Source organism: Atopomonas hussainii (genome assembly GCF_900109735.1).
GTDB lineage: Bacteria > Pseudomonadota > Gammaproteobacteria > Pseudomonadales > Pseudomonadaceae > Atopomonas > Atopomonas hussainii.
Genome location: NZ_FOAS01000016.1, coordinates 1 through 23,278, shown reverse-complemented (window position 1 = coordinate 23,278; position 23,278 = coordinate 1). Strand labels below are relative to the sequence as shown.

At 59.7% G+C, this 23,278-nt stretch carries 22 protein-coding genes; 13 read left to right on the top strand and 9 right to left on the bottom strand.

Features of this window, described 5'->3' with window-relative positions:
• Positions 1-84: 84 nt before the first annotated feature.
• The 3 genes from gatB to gatC are packed head-to-tail and all read right to left on the bottom strand — an operon-like array spanning position 85 to position 3,286.
• Positions 85-1,530 (bottom strand): Asp-tRNA(Asn)/Glu-tRNA(Gln) amidotransferase subunit GatB, encoded by a 1,446-nt coding sequence (gatB, locus tag BMX80_RS15040; RefSeq protein WP_074870063.1) that lies wholly within the window; start codon positions 1,528-1,530, stop codon positions 85-87.
• Between the two features lie 11 nt (positions 1,531-1,541).
• Positions 1,542-2,999 carry an Asp-tRNA(Asn)/Glu-tRNA(Gln) amidotransferase subunit GatA gene (gene gatA, locus BMX80_RS15035; RefSeq protein WP_175474916.1) on the bottom strand — a complete coding sequence of 486 codons (1,458 nt, stop codon included), beginning with the start codon at positions 2,997-2,999 and terminating at the stop codon, positions 1,542-1,544.
• Positions 2,999-3,286 (bottom strand): Asp-tRNA(Asn)/Glu-tRNA(Gln) amidotransferase subunit GatC, encoded by a 288-nt coding sequence (gene gatC, locus BMX80_RS15030; RefSeq protein ID WP_074870060.1) that lies wholly within the window; start codon positions 3,284-3,286, stop codon positions 2,999-3,001. The genes gatA and gatC overlap by 1 nt, the downstream gene beginning before the upstream one ends.
• 202 nt (positions 3,287-3,488) lie before the next feature.
• Here gatC and mreB point away from each other — a divergent pair, with 202 nt between their 5' ends.
• The 8 genes from mreB to tldD all read left to right on the top strand — a co-directional run bounded on the left by mreB (position 3,489) and on the right by tldD (position 14,233).
• Positions 3,489-4,526: a rod shape-determining protein MreB gene (mreB, locus tag BMX80_RS15025; protein ID WP_071872866.1), complete on the top strand. Its 1,038-nt coding sequence runs from the start codon at positions 3,489-3,491 to the stop codon at positions 4,524-4,526.
• Positions 4,527-4,649: 123 nt separating this feature from the next.
• Complete coding sequence (gene mreC, locus BMX80_RS15020) at positions 4,650-5,591, top strand: rod shape-determining protein MreC (protein WP_407922797.1); 942 nt, start codon at positions 4,650-4,652, stop codon at positions 5,589-5,591.
• Positions 5,591-6,079 carry a rod shape-determining protein MreD gene (gene mreD, locus BMX80_RS15015; protein ID WP_071872809.1) on the top strand — a complete coding sequence of 163 codons (489 nt, stop codon included), beginning with the start codon at positions 5,591-5,593 and terminating at the stop codon, positions 6,077-6,079. Before mreC ends, mreD begins: the two co-directional genes overlap by 1 nt.
• Positions 6,079-6,672 (top strand): Maf family protein, encoded by a 594-nt coding sequence (locus tag BMX80_RS15010; protein WP_074870054.1) that lies wholly within the window; start codon positions 6,079-6,081, stop codon positions 6,670-6,672. Before mreD ends, BMX80_RS15010 begins: the two co-directional genes overlap by 1 nt.
• Entirely contained in the window at positions 6,669-8,126 is a 1,458-nt protein-coding gene (gene rng, locus BMX80_RS15005) for a ribonuclease G (protein ID WP_071872807.1), read from the top strand. Before BMX80_RS15010 ends, rng begins: the two co-directional genes overlap by 4 nt.
• 27 nt (positions 8,127-8,153) lie before the next feature.
• On the top strand, positions 8,154-11,966 hold the full coding sequence (locus tag BMX80_RS15000; protein ID WP_074870052.1) for a YhdP family protein: 3,813 nt from the start codon (positions 8,154-8,156) through the stop codon (positions 11,964-11,966).
• The gene (locus tag BMX80_RS14995) at positions 11,963-12,781 is read left to right on the top strand and encodes a carbon-nitrogen hydrolase family protein (RefSeq protein WP_074870050.1); all 819 of its coding nucleotides are present in this window, start codon (positions 11,963-11,965) and stop codon (positions 12,779-12,781) included. Before BMX80_RS15000 ends, BMX80_RS14995 begins: the two co-directional genes overlap by 4 nt.
• Positions 12,782-12,790: 9 nt before the next feature.
• On the top strand, positions 12,791-14,233 hold the full coding sequence (gene tldD, locus BMX80_RS14990) for a metalloprotease TldD (RefSeq protein ID WP_074870047.1): 1,443 nt from the start codon (positions 12,791-12,793) through the stop codon (positions 14,231-14,233).
• 23 nt (positions 14,234-14,256) lie between these two features.
• On the opposite strand, the gene yjgA is transcribed toward tldD, so the two are convergent.
• Complete coding sequence (yjgA, locus tag BMX80_RS14985) at positions 14,257-14,775, bottom strand: ribosome biogenesis factor YjgA (protein WP_074870043.1); 519 nt, start codon at positions 14,773-14,775, stop codon at positions 14,257-14,259.
• Between the two features lie 71 nt (positions 14,776-14,846).
• Between yjgA and pmbA the strand changes: the two genes are divergently transcribed.
• Positions 14,847-16,217: a metalloprotease PmbA gene (gene pmbA, locus BMX80_RS14980; RefSeq protein ID WP_074870040.1), complete on the top strand. Its 1,371-nt coding sequence runs from the start codon at positions 14,847-14,849 to the stop codon at positions 16,215-16,217.
• 43 nt (positions 16,218-16,260) lie between these two features.
• On the opposite strand, the gene cadR is transcribed toward pmbA, so the two are convergent.
• Positions 16,261-16,698 (bottom strand): Cd(II)/Pb(II)-responsive transcriptional regulator, encoded by a 438-nt coding sequence (gene cadR, locus BMX80_RS14975; RefSeq protein WP_074870037.1) that lies wholly within the window; start codon positions 16,696-16,698, stop codon positions 16,261-16,263.
• A 92-nt stretch (positions 16,699-16,790) separates the two neighbouring features.
• On the opposite strand from cadR, the gene BMX80_RS14970 reads away from it, so the two are divergent.
• The gene (locus BMX80_RS14970) at positions 16,791-17,405 is read left to right on the top strand and encodes a cation efflux transmembrane domain-containing protein (protein ID WP_074870034.1); all 615 of its coding nucleotides are present in this window, start codon (positions 16,791-16,793) and stop codon (positions 17,403-17,405) included.
• On the opposite strand, the gene BMX80_RS14965 is transcribed toward BMX80_RS14970, so the two are convergent.
• Both BMX80_RS14965 and BMX80_RS14960 read right to left on the bottom strand, forming a co-directional pair.
• Positions 17,402-18,451: a sensor domain-containing diguanylate cyclase gene (locus tag BMX80_RS14965; protein WP_074870031.1), complete on the bottom strand. Its 1,050-nt coding sequence runs from the start codon at positions 18,449-18,451 to the stop codon at positions 17,402-17,404. The two genes, BMX80_RS14970 and BMX80_RS14965, sit on opposite strands and share 4 nt — an antisense overlap.
• Complete coding sequence (locus tag BMX80_RS14960; protein WP_071872050.1) at positions 18,444-19,460, bottom strand: patatin-like phospholipase family protein; 1,017 nt, start codon at positions 19,458-19,460, stop codon at positions 18,444-18,446. The genes BMX80_RS14965 and BMX80_RS14960 overlap by 8 nt, the downstream gene beginning before the upstream one ends.
• 124 nt (positions 19,461-19,584) lie before the next feature.
• Between BMX80_RS14960 and selD the strand changes: the two genes are divergently transcribed.
• Genes selD through BMX80_RS14945 form a run of 3 tightly spaced genes read left to right on the top strand, consistent with a single transcriptional unit; the run spans position 19,585 to position 22,004 of the window.
• Complete coding sequence (gene selD / locus BMX80_RS14955) at positions 19,585-20,625, top strand: selenide, water dikinase SelD (RefSeq protein ID WP_074870028.1); 1,041 nt, start codon at positions 19,585-19,587, stop codon at positions 20,623-20,625.
• Positions 20,625-21,725, top strand: coding sequence for a tRNA 2-selenouridine(34) synthase MnmH (gene mnmH / locus BMX80_RS14950; RefSeq protein WP_074870025.1), 1,101 nt, complete (start codon positions 20,625-20,627; stop codon positions 21,723-21,725). The genes selD and mnmH overlap by 1 nt, the downstream gene beginning before the upstream one ends.
• 3 nt (positions 21,726-21,728) lie before the next feature.
• A complete protein-coding gene (locus BMX80_RS14945; protein WP_071872053.1) occupies positions 21,729-22,004 on the top strand; it encodes a hypothetical protein in 276 nt (91 codons plus the stop codon).
• Positions 22,005-22,009: 5 nt separating this feature from the next.
• On the opposite strand, the gene BMX80_RS14940 is transcribed toward BMX80_RS14945, so the two are convergent.
• Together BMX80_RS14940 and BMX80_RS14935 are read right to left on the bottom strand one after the other, a co-directional pair.
• Entirely contained in the window at positions 22,010-22,927 is a 918-nt protein-coding gene (locus BMX80_RS14940; RefSeq protein ID WP_074870021.1) for an MltF family protein, read from the bottom strand.
• 150 nt (positions 22,928-23,077) lie between these two features.
• On the bottom strand, positions 23,078-23,278 hold a 201-nt coding region (locus BMX80_RS14935), incomplete at its 5' end, for a transposase (RefSeq protein WP_139214031.1).

Genomic DNA, 23,278 nt, shown 5'->3' with positions numbered 1-23,278 from the left:
CGAGGTTGGTTGCCGGCGCGCTTATGTCGCAGCGGCAACCGCCTCAGCGCGACCTGTCATGCAGGTCGCGCTAACCCTCTAGGCTTAGCCTTCCAGTTTCTTTTTCAGCAGTTCATTGACCTGCTGCGGGTTGGCTTTGCCCTTAGAGGCTTTCATCGCCTGACCGACAAAGAAGCCGAACATCTTGCCGCGCTTGGCTTCGTCGCTGGCGCGGTATTGCTCGACCTGTGCGGCGTTGGCGGCCAGTACTTCGTCGAGCATGGCTTCGATAGCGCCGCTGTCGGTGACTTGCTTGAGGCCTTTGGCTTCGATGATCTGATCGGCATTGCCTTCGCCTGCGGCCATGGCTTCAAAGACCATCTTGGCGATCTTGCCGCTGATGGTGTTGTCTTTGATGCGCACGATCATGCCGCCCAATTGCTCGGCGGATACCGGCGACTGGTCGATCTCTAGGTCTTCTTTGTTCAGCAGGCTGCCCAGCTCGACCATCACCCAGTTGGCGGCCAGCTTGGCGTCGTCACACACGTTGACCACCGCTTCGTAGTAGTCGGCCATTTCGCGGCTGGCGGAGAGCACGCTGGCGTCGTAGGTCGACAAGCCATATTGGCTCTGGAAGCGCTCGCATTTCTGTACCGGCAGCTCCGGCAGTTGGCTGCGCAGGCCTTCGATAAAGCTGTCTTCCATTACCACCGGCAGCAAGTCGGGGCAGGGGAAGTAACGGTAGTCGTTGGCTTCTTCCTTGCCGCGCATGGAGCGGGTTTCGTCTTTGTTGGGGTCGTACAGGCGGGTTTCCTGCACCACTTTGCCGCCGTCTTCGATCAGTTCGATCTGGCGCTGAATCTCGTGGTTGATGGCCTTTTCGATAAAGCGGAACGAGTTGACGTTCTTGATCTCGGCGCGGGTGCCGAAGGCTTCTTGGCCTTTGGGGCGCACGGAGACGTTGCAGTCGCAGCGCAGCGAACCTTCGGCCATGTTGCCGTCGCAAATGCCCAAGTAGCGCACCAGCGCGTGAATCGACTTCACGTAGGCCACGGCTTCTTTGGCGCTGCGGATATCCGGCTCGGAGACGATCTCCAACAGCGGCGTGCCGGCGCGGTTAAGGTCGATGCCGCTCATGCCGTGGAAGTCTTCGTGCAGGCTCTTGCCGGCGTCTTCTTCCAAGTGTGCGCGGGTGATGCCGATGCGCTTGACGCTGCCGTCTTCCAGGGTGATGTCCAGATGGCCCTTGCCGACGATGGGGTCGTCCATCTGGCTGGTCTGGTAGCCCTTGGGCAGGTCGGGGTAGAAGTAGTTCTTGCGCGCGAAGATGTTGGTGCGGCCCAGCTCGGCGTCGATGGCCAAGCCAAACTTCACCGCCATCTCGACCGCGGCGGCGTTCAGCACCGGCAAGGTACCGGGCATGCCCAAGTCAATCAAGCTGGCTTGGGTGTTCGGTTCGGCGCCAAAGGTGGTGGCGCTGGCGGAGAAAATCTTCGATTCGGTAGCGAGCTGTGCGTGAATTTCCAGCCCGATCACGGTTTCCCATTGCATGTGTCTAGTCCTCAGAAACCTGTCGGTGCTTGGCGGTGCCAATCAGTCACTTGCTGATACTGATGGGCAATGTTGAGCAGGCGGCCTTCTTGGAAGTAAGGCGCCAGCAGCTGCACGCCGACCGGCAGGCCGTCGGCAAAACCGGCCGGCATCGACAGGCCCGGCAGGCCCGCGAGGTTGGCGGTGATGGTGTAGATGTCTTCTAAGTATTCGGCGACCGGGTCATTGCCCTTGGCGCACAACGCCCAAGCGGGGTTCGGCGTGGTCGGGCCCATCACCACGTCGACTTCTTGGAAGGCGGCGAGGAAGTCGTTTTTGATCAGGCGGCGAATCTGCTGCGCCTTGATGTAGTAGGCGTCGTAGTAACCGGCCGACAGCGCGTAGGTGCCGACCATGATGCGGCGCTTCACTTCGGCACCAAAGCCTTCGGCGCGTGAGCGCTTGTACAGATCAGTCAGATCAGCGGGGTCGTCACAGCGATGGCCAAAACGCACGCCGTCAAAGCGCGACAGGTTGGAGCTGGCTTCAGCCGGTGCGATCACGTAGTAAGCGGCGATGGCGTGCTGCAGGTTCGGCAGGCTGATTTCTTTCACCGTGGCGCCGAGCTTTTCCAGCTCGGCTACCGTCGCTTGCGTGGCTGCGCCGATGCGGCTGTCTAGGCCGGCACCGAAGTATTCTTTTGGCAGGCCAATCTTCAGGCCTTTCAGCGGCTGCTCAAGGGCGGCGAGGTAGTCGTCGACCGGCTGATCAACGCTGGTGGAGTCTTTGCTATCAAAGCCGGCCATGGCGCCTAACAGCAGGGCGCAGTCGTAGGCATCACGCGCCATCGGGCCGCCTTGGTCGAGGCTAGAAGCGTACGCCACCATGCCCCAGCGCGACACGCGACCGTAGGTCGGCTTAAGGCCGGTTAGGCCGCACAGCGCGGCAGGCTGACGAATCGAGCCGCCGGTGTCGGTGCCGGTGGCTGCTGGCACCATGCGTGCAGCAATCGCCGCCGCCGAGCCGCCCGACGAGCCGCCGGGGATGCAGTCTAAATTCCACGGGTTTTTCGCCGCGCCGTAATAGCTGGAGGCGTTGGACGAGCCCATGGCGAACTCGTCCATGTTGGTCTTGCCGAGGCTCACGCAGCCAGCGTTGGCGAGCTTCTCCACCACAGTGGCGTTATACGGGGCGATGAAGTTGTCGAGCATCTTCGAACCGCAGCTGGTGCGTACGCCTTGGGTGCAGAACAAATCTTTGTGGGCAATCGGTGCGCCCAGCAAAGCACCCGTTTCGCCAGCGGCGCGGCGCGCATCGGCGGCGCGTGCTTGTTCCAGTGCTTGCTCGGCGGTGACGGTGATAAAGGCGTTGGTGCGCGGGTTTTCTTGCTCGATGCGCGCCAGTAAGTCGCGGGTCAGTTCTTCGGCAGAAAACTCTTTATTGGCCAGCGCAGTGCTGATCTGGCCAAGGGTCAGGGTATGCACAGGCATTATTCGATCACCTTAGGTACGAGGAACAGGCCTTGCTCCACCGCCGGGGCAATGGTTTGGTAGGCGTCGCGCTGATTGGTTTCGGTGACTACGTCGGCACGCAGGCGCTGGGTAGCTTCCAGCGGGTGCGCGAGCGGCTCGATGCCAGTGGTGTCGACGGCTTGCATGGCGTCGATCAGGCCAAGAATGTTGTTCAGCGTAGCGGTGGTAGCGGTGAGTTCGTCCTCAGCCAAGCCCAGACGGGCTAAGTGGGCGATTTTCTCCACGTCGGTGCGTTCAAGCGCCATTGTGTGTGTTACTCCAGCGAACTGGGCGCAAGCGTGTAAAGTTGCGCCAGGCTTTGGGGAGGCCGTCAAAAAAAGGCCAAGCAGAGGTGGGCAAAGCCCGCAAAGCCAAGGAATTTAACATATTGGTGCCTTGCCCAAAAACCCCGCCGTTGTTAGAGTTTGCGGCACTTTTTTCGCACCGCCTACGGTAGCTTTCAGCATGATTTTCAAGAAAATTCGCGGCATGTTCTCCAGCGATCTGTCGATCGACCTGGGTACCGCCAACACCCTTATTTATGTTCGTGACCGCGGCATCGTGCTGAACGAGCCCTCTGTGGTCGCGATTCGCAACCACGGCACGCAAAAGAGCGTGGTGGCTGTAGGTACCGATGCCAAGCGCATGCTGGGCCGTACTCCGGGCAATATTTCCGCCATTCGCCCGATGAAAGACGGCGTGATCGCCGACTTCAGCGTCTGTGAAAAGATGCTCCAGTACTTCATTAACAAAGTGCACGAAAACAGCTTCCTGCAGCCTTCACCGCGCGTATTGATTTGCGTGCCGTGCAAGAGCACGCAGGTTGAGCGCCGTGCCATTCGTGAGTCCGCCTTGGGCGCTGGCGCGCGTGAGGTGTACCTGATTGAAGAGCCGATGGCGGCTGCCATTGGTGCCGGCCTGCCGGTGGAAGAAGCGCGCGGTTCGATGGTGGTGGATATCGGTGGTGGCACCACAGAAATTGCCCTGATCTCGCTGAACGGCGTGGTGTATGCCGAATCCGTGCGTGTGGGCGGTGACCGTTTCGACGAAGCCATCGTGACCTACGTGCGCCGTAACTACGGTTCGCTGATCGGTGAATCCACCGCTGAGCGCATCAAGCAAGAAATCGGCGCGGCCTTCCCGGGCGGGGAAGTGCGCGAGATCGACGTGCGTGGCCGTAACTTGGCTGAAGGCGTACCGCGCAGCTTTACCTTGAACTCCAACGAAGTGCTGGAAGCGCTGCAGGAGTCGCTGGCGACCATCGTGCAGGCGGTGAAGAGCGCGCTGGAACAATCGCCGCCGGAGCTGGCCTCCGACATCGCCGAGCGCGGTTTGGTGCTCACCGGTGGTGGCGCGCTGCTGCGTGATCTCGACAAACTGCTGGCGCAAGAAACTGGCCTGCCAGTGATTGTGGCCGAAGACCCGCTGACCTGCGTGGCCCGTGGCGGCGGCAAGGCGCTGGAACTGATGGATCGCCACGCCATGGATTTGCTGTCTACCGAATAAGCGCGCCGCGCCGTATCCTGCCAGCCACAAGCGGCGCGTGCTTTTTGTAGCACGCCCCTTGTGGCTTTTTATTAGCCCAGCGGAGACACCGCCATTAAACCTCTGTTCAGTAAAGGCCCTTCTCTGACCACCCGACTGTTGGTGCTCGGCCTGTTGTCGGTCGTGCTGATGGTGGTGGATGCGCGCTTCGACACCTTAAAACCGGTGCGCAATCAGATGGCCTTAGTGCTCACGCCGTTTTATTGGCTGGCCGATTTGCCGGTGAAGGCTTGGCAGTCGGCGACCGAACAGCTCAATGCCCGCAGCGAGCTGATCGCCGAGAACGAACGTTTAAAGGCCGAGGCCTTGCTAATGCAGCGCCGCCTGCAAAAGCTCGCCACCCTCACGGAGCAAAACGTGCGCTTGCGCGAGCTACTCAATTCCGCCGAGCTGGTCGATGAGCGCGTGCTGGTTGCCGAGCTGATCGGCGTCGACCCTAACCCTTTCACTCATCGCCTGCTGATTAACAAAGGCGGCCAAGATGGCGTGTTCTTGGGCCAGCCGGTGCTGGATGCCAGCGGCTTGATGGGCCAAGTGGTTGAGGTGATGCCCTATACCGCACGGGTGCTGCTGATTACCGACAGCAGCCACAGCATTCCTGTACAGATCAACCGTAACAGCTTGCGCTCGATTGCCGTGGGCACCGGCAACCCTGAGCGTTTAGAGCTGCGCCACGTAGCCGATACCGCCGATGTGCGCGTCGGCGATTTGTTGGTCAGCTCTGGTCTGGGGCAGCGCTTTCCCGCCGGCTATCCGGTGGCGACGGTGACCGAAGTACGCAACGACCCCAGTCAGGCATTTGCCGTGATCAATGCCGAGCCCACCGCCAAACTCAATCGCAGTCGTTACCTGCTCTTGGTGTTTAACGACGGTTTAAGCCCCGAACAACGCGCCGAAAAAGCCGGCGAAGAACAACGTAAGGCCGACACCGATGACGCCAGCGCTGCAACCCCGGCGCCAGAGGCGGCGGTAGAGTCTAACCAGGCAAGCGCTGCTGAGCAGGCGGCCGCCCCGGAGGACAACTAATGGCTGGCGAAAAAGCCCATAACGGCTGGGTAGTCTGGCTGAGCTTGTTGCTGGCGCTGCTATTAAGCGTGGCGCCCATGCCGAAAAGTCTGGAGCTAGTGCGGCCGCTGTGGCCGGCGCTGGTGTTGGTGTTTTGGTGCCTGCAAACCCCGCATAAAGTGGGTATGAGCACCGCATGGCTGCTGGGTATTGCCGAAGACGTGCTGTATGGCCAGCTGCTGGGGCAAAGCGCCTTGTGTTTAACCGTGCTGGCATTCTTGGTGCTGTTGCTGCATCAGCGCTTGCGCATGTTCCCGGTGTGGCAGCAGGCGTTGGTGCTGCTGATGCTGCTGGGCATCATGCAGTTGCTGCAATTGTGGCTTAACGCCTTGGTGGGCAATCGCCCGCCGACCTTGCTGTTCTTACTGCCGGCGGCAGTCAGCGTGTTGATCTGGCCGTGGGTGTACGGCGTGCTCAGTGCCATTAAACGCCGCTTTGCGGTGAATTGATGCGCCGCTTAATTCTCGCCTCCAGCTCACCGCGCCGGCAGGAATTACTGACGCAGATCGGTGTGCCGTTCAGCGTGCAGGTGCCAGCGATCGATGAAACACCGCTAGCCGGCGAAGCCCCGCCAGCCTACGTGCAGCGCATGGCAGAAGAAAAAGCCCGTGCGGTATTAGTGCAGCAAACGGGCGATGTGTGCGTGCTGGCCGCCGATACCTCAGTGATTGTTGATGAGCTGATCTTAGGCAAGCCGACCGATGCAGCTGACGCCAAAGCCATGCTGCGGCGCCTGTCGGGCCGCGAGCATCAGGTGTTAAGCGCCATTGCCGTGGCCGATCAAAGCCGCCTAAACAGCCACGTGGTGAGCTGTAAAGTGACCTTTCGCACGCTCACAGACGCCGAGATAGACGCCTATTGGTTAACCGGCGAGCCTCGCGATAAGGCCGGTAGTTATGCTATTCAAGGTTTAGGTGCGGTGTTTGTGCAGGCGATTCACGGCAGTTACTCCGCTGTGGTCGGTTTGCCATTGGCGGAAACCGCAGCCCTCTTAGGCGAGTTCGCCATCGCCTGTTGGCAGAACAAGGAAACCGATTCATGAGTGAAGAAATCCTCCTCAACATCACCCCGATGGAGTCGCGGGTGGCCGTGGTTGAAAACGGGGTGTTGCAGGAGGTGCTGGTCGAGCGCACCCAGCGCCGTGGCATTGTCGGCAATATCTACAAAGGCAAAGTGGTGCGCGTGCTGCCCGGCATGCAGGCCGCGTTTGTCGATATTGGTCTCGACCGCGCCGCATTCATTCATGCCTCGGAAATCACCCCGCGCGAGGGGCAAACCAGCGACAACATCAGCGCGCTGGTGGCCGAAGGGCAGAGCCTCGTGGTGCAAGTCACCAAAGACCCCATCGGTAGCAAAGGCGCGCGCCTGACCACGCATTTGTCGATTCCGTCGCGTTACTTGGTCTATATGCCGCAGACCAGCCATGTGGGCATTTCGCTGAAAATTGAAGACGAAGCCGAGCGTGAGCGGCTGAAAAACATCGTCGTCGGCTGCATGGAGCAAGAAGGCATCGGCGAAGAAAGCGGCTTTATTTTGCGCACCGCCGCCGAAGGCGCCGGCGAAGACGAGCTGCTGGTGGATATCCGTTACCTAAGTCGCCTGTGGGAGCAAATCTCCTCGGGCATGCATATGGCGCAAGCGCCGGCGGTGATCTACGAAGACTTAACCCTCGCGCTGCGTACCCTGCGCGACTTAGTCACACCGCAGATCGAGAAGATCCGCATCGACTCACGCGAGACCTTTCAGCGCGCCACCCAGTTTGTTGCCGAACTGATGCCGGAAGTCGCCGACCGCTTAGAGCACTACCCCGGCGAGCGACCGATTTTTGATCTGTACGGCGTCGAGGACGAGATCCAGCGCGGGATGGAGCGCAAGGTGATGCTCAAGTCTGGCGGTTATCTGATCATCGATCAGACCGAAGCCATGACCACCATCGACGTGAACACCGGTGGTTTTGTCGGTCATCGCACGCTGGAAGAGACCATCTTCAAAACCAATCTCGAGGCCGCCACGGCGATTGCCCGTCAGCTGCGCCTGCGCAATTTGGGCGGCATCATCATCATCGACTTCATCGACATGGAAGATGAAGAACACCAGCGCCAAGTGCAGCGCACGCTGGAAAAACTGCTGGAACGCGATCACGCCAAGACCAACATCATCGGCATTACCGAGCTTGGTTTAGTGCAGATGACCCGCAAACGCACTCGCGAAAGTTTGGAGCAAGTGCTCTGCGAGGCCTGCCCGAGCTGCCAAGGGCGCGGCATGCTGAAAACCCCGGAGACCGTGTGCTACGAGATCTTCCGCGAAATCATGCGTGAAGCGCGTGCTTATCAAGCCAGTGCCTATCGCGTGCTGGCCAGTCAGCGCGTGGTCGATCGTTTGTTGGATGAAGAATCCGGCAATGTGGCCGATCTTGAGGCGTTTATCGGCGGCACCATCACCTTTCAGGTCGATGCGCTGTACTCGCAAGAACAGTACGATGTGATTCTGCTGTAACCCGCCGCGCCGCCTAGGACATTGCCCATGACTCGCTTCTTGCAGTGGTTGTTGCGCGCTTTGCGTGTCGGCCTCACCGTGGCTGCCGTGTTGGTGGTGCTGTTGGCGCTGTACGTCAATCTGGGCCGGCAGTTTATTCCGCTAGTGGCCGAATACCGCGACGATCTCGATCGCCTGCTCAGCGAGCAGCTGCAAACCCCGGTATCGATTGGTGAGGTCAGCGGCCATTGGGAAGGCTTTGCCCCCGTGGTGCGCCTTAAAGACGTGAGCTTTGGCGAAGGCGACGAACGCTTAAGCTTTAAACGCCTGCGTATTATGCCGGCGGTGTGGGATTCACTGTTGGCGCGCAAGCCAGTGCTGGCGCAGATCGGCATCTCGTCGCTGGATTTAGCCCTGCACGAAGATGCCGAGGGCAAATGGCAGCTCACCGGCATTACCTTGCCCAAAGCCAAGGAACCGCTAGACCCGCAGCAGCAGCTCGCGCGCCTGCAGCAACTGCAATCGCTGCAAATCTTCGATAGCCGCCTGCGCGTGCAGATGCACGGTGAGAAGCCCTTACAGTTCGAGCAAGTCTCGCTGGGGCTCAAGCTGTCGTTGCGCCGTCAGCAGTTGCAAGGTCGTTTGAGTTTGCCCGATGGTCAACCGCTGAACTTTTCCCTGAACACCGAGCTGGATGGCCTTAATTGGCAAAACCTTAAAGCCAAGGCTTATCTGCAGCTGCCAAAAGCCGACTGGGCGCAGTGGTTGCCCAAGCGCTATTTGGGCGACTGGCAAGTGCGCGAGGCCAGTGTGGGCAGCGAAATTTGGCTCGATTGGCAGGCCGGCTTGCCGCAGAGCATCGCGCTGCGTGTGCAGGGCGATAGCTTTACCTTGGCCGCGCCGGGCAAAGCCGCACGGCGCATTGACGATATCCAGCTGGCGCTGGATTTCACCCGCGAAGGTTTAGGCTGGCAGGCACAGGTGTCGCCGCTGAGCTTTACCTTGGATGACGAAACCTGGCAGGGCGGCGCACTGACCGTCAGCGGCGATCGCTTTGATAACAGCGCGGTGTTTAACGTGCAGGCCAATCGCGTGCACTTGCAGTTGCTAGCCAGCTTGCTGCGTGGCTGGGCACCGCTGCCGGAAAAAGCCGATGCCTGGGTGAAAAACCTCGCGCCCAGCGGCAAGTTGCGCAACGTCAGTGTCGATATCAATCCCAGTGCGCAAGCGTTAGTCGATAAGGCGCGCTTTAGTGCCAATCTCGACCAAGTAGCGCTCAAGCCTTACAAAGGCGTGCCCGGTTTAGATGGCGTGAGCGGGCTAGTCACCGGTAATGCTGGCGGCGGCAGCTTGTGGCTAGAGAGTGATAATTTCGCCCTGTTTCTCGACACTGTGTTCGCCAAACCTTGGCACTACCAACAAGCCCGCGCGCGACTGGATTGGCAGCTCGATAGCGAACGTTTAGAGCTATCCAGCCCGCGGATTGCCTTAACCGGCGAAGAAGGTCAGCTGGCCGGTGATTTGCGCATTTACTTGGCTTGGGACCCACAGGCGGAAGACTGGATGGACTTGCGCGTAGGCTTGCGCGACGGTAATCCGCAGCAGGCGCTGAAATATGTGCCCAAGGCGGCGGTGGTTGGCGCGGCATTGCCCAAGTGGTTGCGTCAGGCGGTGCAAGCGGGGCAGGCGCCACAAGTCGCGTTCACCTATCAAGGGCGCTTAAACCCCGGCGGTTTGCCAACGGCGCGGGCGATGAGCCTGGCCCTGCAACTGGATAAGGTACAGCTGCAATTCGACCCTAACTGGCCAGCGCTGGAGCAAGGTCGTGGCTGGTTGCGTTGGGAGCACGGCGTGACCCGCGTGGGCCTCGATCAAGGCCAGCTAGCAGGCATGAACATTGCGCCTGCTCATGCTGCGGTGAAGCTAACCAAACAAGGCGCGCGGTTGGATTTGACCAGTCGTGTGACCGGCCAACTGGCGCAAGCGCTGCACCTGCTACAAACCACACCAACGCCGGCGGCAGAAGCCTTGGCGGGCTGGCAAATGGGCGGGCCGCTACAGGCTGATTTTGCGTTGCGTCTGCCGTTAGTGGCTGGGCAAACGCCACAGATCAAGGCACAGCTGGCGCTTGAGGGCAATGAGTTGAGCATGCCGAACCCCGCCATTAAGCTGACTCACTTAAACGGCGATTTCACTTTCGACAGCCAAACCGGCTTAAGCGCGCAAGCGCTTAACGGGCGGCTATTTGACCAGCCTTGGGCCGGCAGCATTAAAGCCACGGGGGCGAAGGGTGATGCCAGCTCCATCGTGCAGGTGAAGGGCAACATGCCGCTCCAGACACTGCTCGATTGGCAAGGCGTGAGTCAGCCGTTGCCGCTATCGGGCACGTTGCCGTATCACCTGACCTTGGCGCTGAACGAACAGGACAGCTTTATCAGCGTGCAGAGCGACCTGCGTGGCATCGCCATCGATGTGCCCGCGCCCTTTGGCAAAACCGAGCAAGAGCCTGTGCCGCTGTTGTTTAAGATGAATTTCGGTGGCAAAGAAAAGCAGTACTGGCTGGAATATGCCAATCAGCTGGATGCTCGCATAGCGCAGCGCGATGGCACTGACTTGCGGGGGCAGATTAGCCTCGGCGGGCAAGATGCACGCCTGCCCACGCAACAAGGTATCGCCGTATTGGGTGAGCTGCCCTATTTGGACTGGGCGCAATGGTCACCCGTGGTGGAGAAACTGCGCGCTGGCTCCGCTAATGACAGTGCCAATCCGGTCAGCCGCGTGCAGTTCAAACTCGGCGTGCTTAAAGCTGGCGGTCTGCAGTTTGATCAAGTGCAGCTGGGCGCCAAGGCGCAAAAAAACGGTGGTTGGGCGGTTAACTTCGACAGTCTGCAAACCCAAGGTGAGGTGAAACTTGTCGACGGTGCGCCGATTGATATTCGTTTGGCGCGTTTGGATTTGCCAGCTTCCGACCCGGATGCCCCGCCCACGACGGTAGACCCGCTGGCCAGCCTAAACCCTGCCGACCTGCCGGAATTAGACTTTGCCCTACAGCAGCTGAGCTTAGGCGGTAAGCCGGTTGGTGAGGTGAGCTTTGCATTACGCAAGATTGCCAGCGGCGTGAAAGCCCAGCAGGTCAAACTGGATTTACGTGGTTTATTGGTGGAAGGCGAGCTGGATTGGCTTGGTGCAGCGGGGCGCAGTCAGTCGCAGTTTCGCGGCAAACTCAGCGCTGGCGACTTAGGCCAAGTACTGAAGAATTGGGACTATGCCGAGAGTGTCAAAAGCAAAACTTTCCGCCTCAGCAGTAACCTTACTTGGTCCGGCTCGCCGGCCTTTTTGGCCCTGAAACGTGCCAGCGGCGACCTGAAGATTGATGCCCGCACCGGCAGTTTTGTAAATGTCGAAGGCGGCACACAAGCGCTACGGGTATTTAGTCTGCTGAATTTCAGCTCCATCACGCGCCGCTTACGCTTGGATTTCAGCGACCTGTTCGGCCAAGGCTTTGCCTACGACCGCCTGCGCGGCGACATCGCGGTCAATCAAGGCGTGTTAAGCATTGCGCGTGAGAAGCCGCTGAAAGTGGACGGTACTTCGGCAGCCTTGGAGTTGTACGGCAGTGTCGATTTGCCCAACGAGCAAATCGATAGCCAGCTAAAAGTCACCTTACCCGTCGGTAACAATGCCGCGCTGGCTGCATTGATGGTCGGTGCCCCGCAAATTGGCGCTGTGGTGTATCTGGCCGACAAAATCTTAGGTGATCGCATCTCGCGTATCGCCAGTGTCGATTATCAGATCAAAGGGCCTTGGGCCGAGCCTGAGGTAAAGTTTGTAAAACCCTTTATCGATAAGGACAAACAATGAGCCAGCTCGCCGTCATCCAAATGGTCAGCGGCACCGATGTCGCCGCCAACTTAGCGCAAGCCGAAGGCTTGTTACGCCAAGCTGCCGAGCAAGGCGCCAAGTTGGCCGTGCTGCCGGAAAACTTTGCCTGCATGGGCCGGCGCGACTTAACCGCGTTGGCCGAGCTGGAAGCCAGCGGCCAAGGCTTAGTGCTGCCGTGGCTCGAACATATTTGCCGCGAACTTGATCTTTGGCTGGTGGCCGGCACTTTGCCGTTGCCGCCAGTCGGCAAGCTTAGTGGAAAACCCTTTGCCACCAGCTTGCTGCTCGATAGCGACGGCGAAATCGTTGCCCGCTACCAAAAAATTCATCTGTTCGATGTGGATGTCGCCGATAGCCACGGCAGCTACCGTGAGTCCGATGACTACCAGCACGGCAGCGATGTGGTGGTGGCCGATACCCCGGTCGGCAAGCTGGGCTTAAGCGTGTGTTACGACTTACGCTTTGCCGAGCTGTACCGTGCGCTGCGTGAGGCAGGCGCCGAGCTGATCAGCGTGCCGTCGGCGTTTACTCAGGTTACCGGCGCTGCGCATTGGCAAGTGCTGACGCGCGCGCGAGCGATTGAAACCCAATGTTATTTGCTCGCGGCCAACCAAGGCGGCCAGCATGGCGAGAAGCGCCGCACCTTTGGCCACTCCGCGATTATCGATCCGTGGGGTCAAGTGCTTAACGAACAAGCCCAAGGGCCGGGGTGCTTGCTGGCGCCGGTCGATTTAACCGAGCTGGCGGCTATTCGCCAGCGTATGCCGGTGCAGCAGCATCGACGTTTGCAGTGAGGAAGATTCATGGCTGATGTATTAATGCCTGTGGCCGAGCGCCTGTTAACGCCCGGTGATCTCGATATCGAGCGGCTCAATCCGCTGCTGGCGCGTTTGCAGGCGCCCGGTGTAGATGCCGCCGATTTGTACTTTCAGCACCAAATCAGCGAAAGCTGGGTGCTCGAAGATGGCATCGTTAAAGAAGGCAGCTTCAACGTCGATCAGGGCGTCGGTGTGCGCGCCATCAGTGGCGAGAAAACCGGCTTTGCCTACAGCAACGCGATTGCCTTGCCAGCGTTGGAGCAAGCGGTGGATGCCGCGCGTTCAATCAGCCGTGCGGGGCAAGATAACCCGCGTGGCCAGTTGATTCAGGCGGCCAGCGTGCCAGCCCTGTACAGCGCCGACAATCCGCTGGAGGTGCTCAGCCAAGCCGAGAAAGTCGCGCTGCTCAAACGCATCGACGAGCAAACCCGTGCGTTGGATAGCCGCATTCAGCAAGTCACCGTGAGTTTGGCGGGCACTTGGGAGCAAGTGCTGATTGCTGCTAGCGACGGCACCTTGGCCGCCGACGTGCGCCCGTTGGTGCGTTTTAACGTCAGCGTGATTGTCGAGCACAACGGCCGGCGCGAGCGCGGCGGTCATGGCGGTGGCGGGCGTGTCGATTATCGCTACTTCTTAAATGAAGACCGCGCCATGAGCTACGCCCGCGAGGCGCTGCGTCAAGCGCTGGTCAATCTAGAAGCTAAGCCTGCGCCGGCTGGCAGCTTGCCGGTGGTCATGGGCCCCGGCTGGTCAGGCGTTCTGTTGCACGAAGCGGTCGGCCACGGCCTGGAAGGCGACTTCAACCGCAAAGGCAGTTCCGCGTTTAGCGGGCGCATCGGCCAGAAGGTCGCATCGTCACTGGTTAGCGTGGTGGATGACGGCACCTTGGCCGAGCGTCGTGGCTCGCTAACCCGCGACGATGAAGGCACGCCTACCGCCTGCACGCCGCTGATCGAAAATGGCATCTTAAAAGGCTACATGCAGGACAAGCTCAATGCCCGCTTGATGGGCATGGCGCCCACCGGCAATGGCCGTCGCGAGTCGTATGCTTGCCTGCCCATGCCGCGCATGACCAACACTTACATGTTGGCCGGTCAGCACGACCCGGAAGAAATCATCGCCTCGGTGCAAAACGGTATTTACTGCAAGTCGCTCGGCGGCGGGCAGGTGGATATCACCAGCGGCAAGTTCGTGTTCTCCACCAGCGAAGCCTATTTGATCGAAAACGGCAAAATCACCGCGCCGGTCAAAGGTGCCACGCTGATTGGTAACGGGCCGGAGGTGATGAACCGCATCAGCATGGTCGGCAATGACCTAGAGCTAGACAGCGGTGTCGGCACCTGTGGCAAAGACGGTCAGTCGGTGCCGGTGGGGGTAGGACAGCCGACCTTAAAGATCGACGCCATCACCGTGGGCGGCACCGCTTGAGTGTGCCGCCGCGCATAACCTTCTTAGAGCAAGCCGCGCTGCTGTTCATCCAGCTCGCGCAGGTACTTGAACAGCTTGCGGCTGGTGGCCGGCGGTTTGTTCTCGGCCGCTTCTTTTTGCGCGTTGCGAATCATCTGGCGCAACTGCTGGCGGTCGGCGTCGGGGTACTGAGCGAGAAATTCGGTGAGCGCCTCTTCGTTGTCCAGCAGGCGTTCACGCCAGCGTTCCAGCGCATGAAAGCGCTCGTTGTAGCTGCGGCTGGCGTTATCCAGCTGCTCCAGCATGGCGTACACCTCCTCCAAGTCCTGCTCACGCAGCAGCTTGCCAATAAACTGGGTGTGACGTTTTTTCGCGATGTGCTGCTTGTGCTTGGGCGCTTCGCTCAGCGCGCGTTGCAGCGCGTCCGACAGCGGCAGGCGCTGCCACACATCGGGGCCCAGCTCTACCAAGCGGGCGCCCAAATCCTGCAGCGCGTGCAGCTCACGCTTAACCTGGGACTTACTCTTGTCCTGGAAATCTTGATCGTCGTAATAGTCAGTCATGCGCGGTTATCCAAAAGCGAGGTGCCTATGATAGCCGAGGCACCCGCCAAGCGCGCGAAGGAGAGAACACAATGACAGCCAACGTGGCCAATTCTGCTGGTGTCGGCCCCGAAGATTTGCCCCGCCTAGAGGCCTTAGTGGCGCAAATTGTCGATGAAGCCAAGCAGCAGGGCGCCAGTGCCTGCGAAGTGGGCGTGTCGCTCAATCAAGGTTTGTCGGTGAATGTGCGCCGTGGCGAGGTAGAAACCCTCGAGTTCAACCGCGACCAAGGCTTTGCCATCACCCTTTACAGCGGCCAGCGCAAAGGCTCGGCGAGTACCTCAGACACTTCGCCTGCGGCCATCAAGCAAGCAGTAGAAGCGGCGCTGACGATTGCCAAGCACGCCTCCGAAGACCCCTGCGCGGGCCTGGCCGATGCCGCGCTGATGGCCAAAGACCTGCCAAATCTAGACCTTTACCACCCGTGGGCTCTGGGCGCCGACCAAGCTATCGAGCTGGCGCAGAACATGGAAGCCGCCGCCTTTGCCGTGGATACGCGCCTAAGCAACTCCGACGGTGCCAGCGTAAACCTCTATCAAGGCTGCCGCGTGTACGGCAACAGCCACGGCTTTATCGGCGGCTATGCCGGCACCCGACACAGCTTAAGCTGCGTGATGATTGCTGAGGCGCAAGAAGCCGGCGAGCGACAAATGCAGCGCGATTACTGGTACGACGTCAAACGCAACGCCAGCAACCTGCAAGCCGCCGAAGCCATTGGTCGCAAGGCTGCCGAACGCACCTTGGCGCGTTTGGGCGCGCGCTCGGTGCCCACTGCGCAAGTGCCGGTGCTGTTTGCCCCAGAAATAGCCAGCGGCGTGCTGGGCCACTTTATTGCGGCTATCTCCGGCGGCAACTTGTACCGCAAAAGCTCGTTCTTAGAAGGCGCGCTGGGCCAGCCAGTATTCCCCAGCTGGCTAAGCCTCGACGAGCGCCCGCACCTGCCGGGTCTGCTGGGTAGCAGCAGTTTCGATAACGACGGTCTCGCCACCCGCGCGCAGCATTTCGTCAAAGACGGCGTGCTTAGCTCGTACCTGCTCAGCACCTACTCAGGCCGCAAGCTCGGCATGCCCAGCACCGCCAACGCCGGCGGCGTGCATAACCTGTTTGTCAGCCACGGCAATGACGACTTTGCCGCCATGCTGAAAAAGCTCGACCGCGGCTTGTTAGTCACCGAGCTGATGGGCCAGGGCGTGAACATGGTCACCGGCGACTACTCGCGCGGCGCCGGCGGTTACTGGGTCGAGAACGGGCAAATCCAGTTCCCCGTGCAAGAAGTCACCATCGCCGGCAACCTCAAAGACATGTTCCACAACATCGTCGCCATCGGTAACGACCTTGATCTGCGCGGCAACGTACGCACCGGCTCGCTGTTGATCGACAACATGATGTTGGCGGGGGCGTAACCTGCAATTAACCAGCGGTGTTTAGCCTTCGGTTGGGGCTTGTCTAATGCTTGCCTGGTCCTGCGCGGTGCTCTTCCCCGCAGGGTAGGGCTTCTTCGGCAAGCTCCTGCAAAATCGCACAATCACCACTGCGCCCGGCGTTTTGGCAGTGCTGGCGTAAGGTGCTGAGATCGCTTTGCAGGTGCTGCAGTAGCGCAATGCGCTGGGCGATGTGCTCTAAGTGTTCGTCGATTAAGTCATTCACGCTGGCGCAGCTTTGCTCCGGCGCGGCGCGGCTGGCTTGTAGGGTGCGGATTTCTTCGTGGGTCATGTCCAGTGCGCGGCAGTTGCGGATAAAGCGCAGCTCATCCACATGCATGGCGCTGTAGTGCCGGTAGTTGCTGGCGCTGCGTGGGGCGGCGCTGAGCAGGCCGGCCTTCTCGTAATAGCGAATGGTGTCGATGCTGCAGCCGGTGTGTTCGGCCAGTTCGCCTATCTTCATGGTAGGGCCCTTTGGTGTGCCAAGCAGGGCTTGACTCTGGAGTTGCTCCAGACTTTGTAATGCGCTCAGTGAAATCAATCAAGGAGTGCGCTATGTCTGCCCATTGTTGTGCGCCGCAAGCAGCGGCCAAAACCCAAGCGTTTCGCCGCGCGTTGTGGATTGCCTTGGCGGTGAACGCCAGCATGTTTGTGTTGGAGATTGTCGCCGGTGTGTCTGCCGGTTCGTTGGCCTTGCTGGCCGATGCGCTGGACTTTTTTGGCGACAGCGCCAACTACGCGATCTCGTTATTAGTGCTCGGCATGCTGCCGGTGTGGCATGCCCGTGCGGCCATGCTTAAAGGCCTGAGCATGGGGGTGTTTGGCTGCTTTGTGCTGGGTGCAGCGTTGTGGCGTGTGTGGCAGGGGGCGGCGCCGGAGCCGATCACTATGGGTGTGGTCGGTGTGCTGGCCTTGTTGGCTAACGTGGCGGTGGCTTGGTTGCTGTATGCCTTTCGTGAGGGTAACGCGAACATGCGTTCGGTGTGGTTGTGCTCGCGTAATGACGCGTTGGGCAATCTGGCGGTGGTCGCAGCGGCGGTAGGGGTGTTTGGTACGGGCAGCCATTGGCCCGATGTGGCGGTGGCAGCGGTGATGGCGAGCCTAGCCCTAACGGCCAGTGTGCAGGTGGTGGTGCAGGCGCGCGCTGAATTGCGTGGGCAGCAGGCTTAAGGGTGCAGCTGCCGCTGGCGTTTATTCTCGTAAAGAGCATGGTCAGCGGCATGCAGCAAGGTTTGTGCGTTGGCCTCTGGCAGTTGATCGCTGGCGGCGGTGCCGATGCTGATCGCCAGTGACAGGCTCACATCGTCGAGTTGCAGCGGCTGTTCGCTGAGCTGCTTTTGCAGGCGCTTGGCCAGCGCCGTGGCGCTTTCGTGGGTTTCTTGCGGCAGGATGACCACAAACTCGTCGCCGGCAAAACGGAACAGCAAGTCGCTGTTGCGCAGGGCTTGTTCCAGCAGGCGAGCCAGGTGCACCAGCAGCTTGTCGCCGGCGGCGTGGCCGTAGCGGTCGTTGACTTGCTTAAAACCGTCGCAGTCCATAAACAGCACGGCCAGGCTTTGCTCATGGCGGCGCTGCAGACTGAGTAGGCGTGGCAGGGTTTCATCCAGCTCGCGACGGTTACGCAGGCCGGTGAGTGGGTCGCGGGTGGCGAAGAAGGCCAGTTGCTGGCGCACTAGGCCGTTGGATAAATACAGCGAGCTTTTTACCCCCAGCTGGTCCAAGAAGAAGGTGTCTTGGTTAGGGCTAAAGCGTGCCGCGTCGGGGCTGGCTTGTAGCAGCGCGCCGCAGCGATTGCCTTCAATAGTCAGCGGAATAATCGCTAGCGAGCCGGGCTTTTGTTGTTTGTACGCACTGGGCAATAGCTTGTGATATAGGCCCAGCTCTTGGTTAATCAGTCGCGCGCCTTCTTTGCGCGGCAGCCAGCTGGTGATTTGCTCGCGGGTTTGCAAGGTCAGTCGCTGGCGCAGTAACTCGGAGCGTTGAAAGCTTTTTAGCAGCGGCACCAGCGCGGTGTTTTTCTCCAACACAAACCACACCATCGGCACGCTAAACAGCTGCTCGATGAGTTGCAGCAGGCGCTCGCAAATATCTTCGCTGGCTTGGCACGACAGCAGCTGTACCTCAAGGCGGAACAGCTTGCGCATGATCGCCTCGTTGGCGCGGGCGTTGGCCAGCAAGGTGTCGAGCAGTTCGGTGGGGATGGGCGTATCAGCCATTGAGGTTCTCAAATTGATCCAGACGGTCGCGGGCAATCTGCCGGCCCAGCGCAATCAATTCAGGGCCTTTGTCAAAATCATAGAAGCGACACACGCGTTTGGGGATGTTGATCAACAAATCCGGCGGATAACCGGCAATTTTGTATTGGGTTAGCGCGCTCTGCATGGTTTCAAAGCAGTGGTTGACCAGCTCGAGCATGTTGTCGGGGGTGACTTGCTTGGTTTCGCTGCTGGCATTGGCGGTTAATAACTTGCTGTTGTCGGGCGGCTGGCTGGCAGCGCTGTCAGTGTCTTGCTGTTCTGGTAGTTCGGCGCGCAGGTCGCTGATCAGGCTTTCCACATCGGTGTGGCCATTGCGCGAGGCCCAGCGCTGACCAAATTCGCCCAAGCGCTCAATGAGTTGATTGACCTTATTCTTCAGCGGTGCAGGACGTTCGATGTGCGGTAGCGGGTAGCGTTGGTGGTTATTGCCAGCAAGGTTGACGGCAATGATCAGATCACAATGGCTAGACACCACCGGCACTATCGGTAGGGGATTGAGCAGGCCGCCGTCGACCAGCAGGCGATTGCCATGCAGCACCGGGGTAAACAGGCTGGGAATGGCTGCCGAGGCGCGCATGGCCTTCAGTAGGCTGCCTTCTTGGAACCAGATTTCTTGCTGATTGGCTAAGTCGGTGGCCACGGCCGTGAAGGGGATGGGCAAGTCTTCAATGGTGATATCGCCGAGCATTTTCTCGATCTGCCCGAACACTTTGCTGCCGCGCATGGCGCCTAGGCCGAAGTTGACGTCCAAAAGGCGCAGCACCTGGAAGGTATCCAGCCCCATGACCCACTTTTTGTAATCCTGCAGTTTGCCGGCAGCAAAGATGCCGCCGACGATAGCGCCCATCGAGCAGCCGGCAATGCATTGAATGTCGTAGCCGCGCGCTTCTAATTCTTCGATCACGCCGATATGCGCATAGCCCCGCGCGCCGCCCGAGCCGAGCACTAGCGCTACTGTTTTGCTCATGTGGTTTCCCCCTGCAATACCCTCAGCCTACGGCAAGGCGCGGCGCGCTGTCATGCGCGGGGTGCGTCCTGTGGCGGGTTGGCTTTGCTACAATCGGCGGCCTTATTGATAGCTTGAGAGTGCCATGAGCGAGCCGATTCGTCTGACCCAATACAGCCACGGTGCCGGTTGCGGCTGCAAAATTTCGCCCAAGGTACTGGATGTGATTCTCGCCGGCAGCGGCGCACAGCATTTAGACCCGCGCCTGTGGGTGGGCAATGCCTCGCGCGATGATGCCGCCGTGTATGCGCTGGATGACGCGCGCGGCGTGGTGTCGACTACCGACTTCTTTATGCCAATTGTCGACGACCCGTTCGATTTTGGCCGCATCGCCGCCACCAATGCGATCAGCGATATCTACGCCATGGGCGGCACGCCGTTAATGGCGATTGCCATTCTCGGCTGGCCGGTCAATGTGCTGCCGCCGGAAGTCGCCCGCGAGGTGGTCGCCGGTGGCCGCAAGGCCTGCGACGCCGCCGGTATCCCGTTGGCGGGCGGGCACTCGATTGACGCGCCCGAGCCGATCTTCGGTCTTGCGGTGACTGGCGTGGTGGATAAAACCCAGCTCAAGCGTAACGACACCGCCAGCGCCGGCTGCCGTTTTTACCTGACCAAGCCGCTGGGCATCGGCATCCTCACCACCGCCGAGAAGAAGGGCAAGCTGCGCACCGAAGACGTAGGGCTGGCGCGCGATTGGATGTGCACCCTGAACAAGCCCGGCGCGGCGTTTGCCAAACTGGCCGGCGTTAAGGCGATGACCGATGTCACCGGTTTTGGCTTGCTCGGCCACTTGGTCGAGATGGCTGAGGGCGCAGGTTTAACGGCCGAGCTGAATCACGCTGCCGTGCCGCTGCTGCCGAGCGTGCCGTATTACCTCGAACAAGGTTGTGTGCCCGGCGGCACGCTGCGTAACTACGACAGTTACGGCCACAAGGTCGGTGCAATCAACGAGGCGCAACAACAGGTGCTGTGCGACCCGCAAACCAGTGGTGGTTTGTTGGTGGCGGTAAGCCCCGAGGGCGAAGCCGAGTTTCTCGCTAGCGCTGCCGAGCTGGGCCTGCAACTGGCGCCAATTGGCCAGCTACGCGCCAAACGCGACGGCGAAGCGTGGGTTGAGGTGCTGTGATGCGCGCTGATACCCGCGACTTCGCGCAGCTGTTTCTTAATGATGTGCCGATGATGGATACCCGCGCGCCGGTGGAGTTCAGCAAGGGCGCGTTTCCCACCGCGCTAAGTTTGCCGCTGATGACCGATGCCGAGCGGCAAAAGGTCGGCACTTGCTACAAACAGCAGGGCCAGCAAGCGGCCATCGAACTGGGCCACCAGCTGGTCTCCGGCAAGATTAAAGACGCGCGCATGGCGCAGTGGCTGGCGTTTGCCAAGGCTAACCCAGAAGGCTATCTGTACTGCTTTCGCGGCGGCTTGCGCTCGCAAACCGTGCAGCGTTGGCTGAAAGAGGCCGGCTGCGATTACCCGCGCATCACCGGTGGCTACAAGGCCATGCGCACCTTTTTACTCGAAACCACCGAAAGCGCCGTGCGTGAGTGCCGCTTTACCGTGGTCGGCGGGTTAACCGGCACGGGCAAAACCGAGGTGATCACTGCGCTGCGCAATAGTCTGGATTTGGAAGGCCATGCCCATCACCGTGGCTCCAGCTTCGGCAAACATGCCACGCCGCAGCCTTCGCAAATCGACTTCGAAAACCGTTTGGCCATCGATATCTTAAAAAAACGCCACACCGGTATTCAGCACTTTGTGCTGGAGGATGAAGGGCGCATCGTCGGCAGCTGTCACGTGCCGCTGTCGCTACATAACGGCATGAAGGAATTTCCGCTGGTATGGCTGGAAGACAGCCTAGAAAACCGCATCGAGCGCATTCTTAAAGACTATGTGGTCGATATGGCCGCCGAGTTCGTCGCCCTGCACGGCGCAGGCGAGCAGGCCTTTAGTGCTTTTCGTGAACACCTAAGCGGAAGCCTTAGCCGCATTGTGAAACGCTTAGGCGGCGAGCGCTTTGCACGCTTAAACACCATCATGCAGCAGGCGCTGGATGAACAAGCGGCAGACGGCAAGGTGGACACCCACCGAGGCTGGATCGCCGGCTTGCTGAATGAATACTACGACCCTATGTACGCCTTTCAGCGCGAAAGCAAAGCCGCCCGCGTGGTGTTTGCTGGCGAGCAAGCGGCGGTGATCGACTACCTCAAAGCCCAAACCGAGGAATAACCCATGCGAGTGATGATGGTGAGTGTATTAGCGCTGCTGATGGCTGGCTGCGCCGCCAATAGCAGTGGTCGCGCCAGTTGTGCGGCGGAGCTGGATAGCGCATGGCGCGAGCTAGACTTAGCCAAGGCCGAAGGCTTTGCCGGCACGGTGAGTTATTCCAAGGCATTGGCGTTACTCACCGGGGCGAAAACCCAGCAGCAATTCGAAGCGTATCGGGGCTGTGTCAGCAAGGCACAAAAAGCGCGCTTCTACATTCGCGAGTCGCGCGCTGGGCGTTAAGGTGCTTACTGCGCTTGGGGGGTGAAGTGCTCGCGGGCCTCGGCGCGGTCGTTACCTTGCTGCATGGCTAAGGTGTAGGCCACGTAGTAGGCATAAATATTCGCCACATAATTAACCGGCTCGCGGCCGACTTTTTCCGCAACGACACGCTCGACATTGTTATGCCAGATATTTGGGTCGAGCCCGCGCTGGGCAGCGACCTTGCGTAGCTTGTTGATGCGATTTGGCCCTGCGTTATAGGCCGCGAAACTCAGTAAGTGTCGGTTCAAGTCATCGATGGCGGGGTCGGCAAAATAACTATTGCGGATCTTTTGGATGTATTTCACCCCGGCGTGAATATTGGCCGAAAGCTCGTGAATATCTCCAACGCCCATTTCTTTGCCCGTGGCCGGCATCAGCTGCATGATGCCGATGGCGCCCACAGGGCTGCGCGCTGCTTGATTAAGGCGAGACTCCTGATAACCCTGGGCGATCATCAAAATAAAGTCGGCGTCGTACTGCGCACTGTAGTGTTTGAACAGCTCGACGGTTTTGCTAAAACGGGCTCGCGCTTGTGCAGACTGCGTGTTGTTCAGGTATGCCGTGCGCTTTAAGTATTTGATCAGTCGCCAGTTGTGGTCTTTTTGGTTTTTCCCCAGCTCGTGGCTAATGTGCGCATCAATCTCGGCTTTCAGTTGCGGGTTGCTTTGGCGCAGCATCCAAGCAATCTGACCGTTTTCGCGCACGGCCACCGCATGGCGTACGTGGATGTTCGGCAAAATCTTTTCCCACAGCCGCGCTTTATGTTGATCGACCACTAAGTTGTCGATCAGCCCGCTGTTGGCAAACTGCAGCAAGTCCTCGTCTTCTAGCGCGTCGGGCGCCAAGTGCACATGCACCTCGGCAAGGCCTTGCTGGCGCAGCTGCTGGTTTAAGTTCTGCAAGCTTTCGTAGTAGCTAGGGAAACGCTGATTTATTAAGCCTCACACCAGCACCAGTGCCGATTCGCAGCGCAAAATCAGAAAACCAGCTCGATTCCCCGCATGACTAGCGCCTTTTGGCGTTAGCGCAGCCTCCGTAGAGGCCATTTCCCGTCAGCAAGACGGATTTATCCCGTGAGCACGCATCAAATGTCGCTTGGATAGCAGCAAATTCGCGAAGCCAAACAGGCTGAACAGCTGCGCCGTGTTTTTCGTCAGACCGCGATAGCGCGTTTTGCGGTAATGAAACAGATTTTTAACCACGTGAAAGGGATGCTCGACTTTGGCGCGCACTTTGGCTTTCAGGCGTTCTAT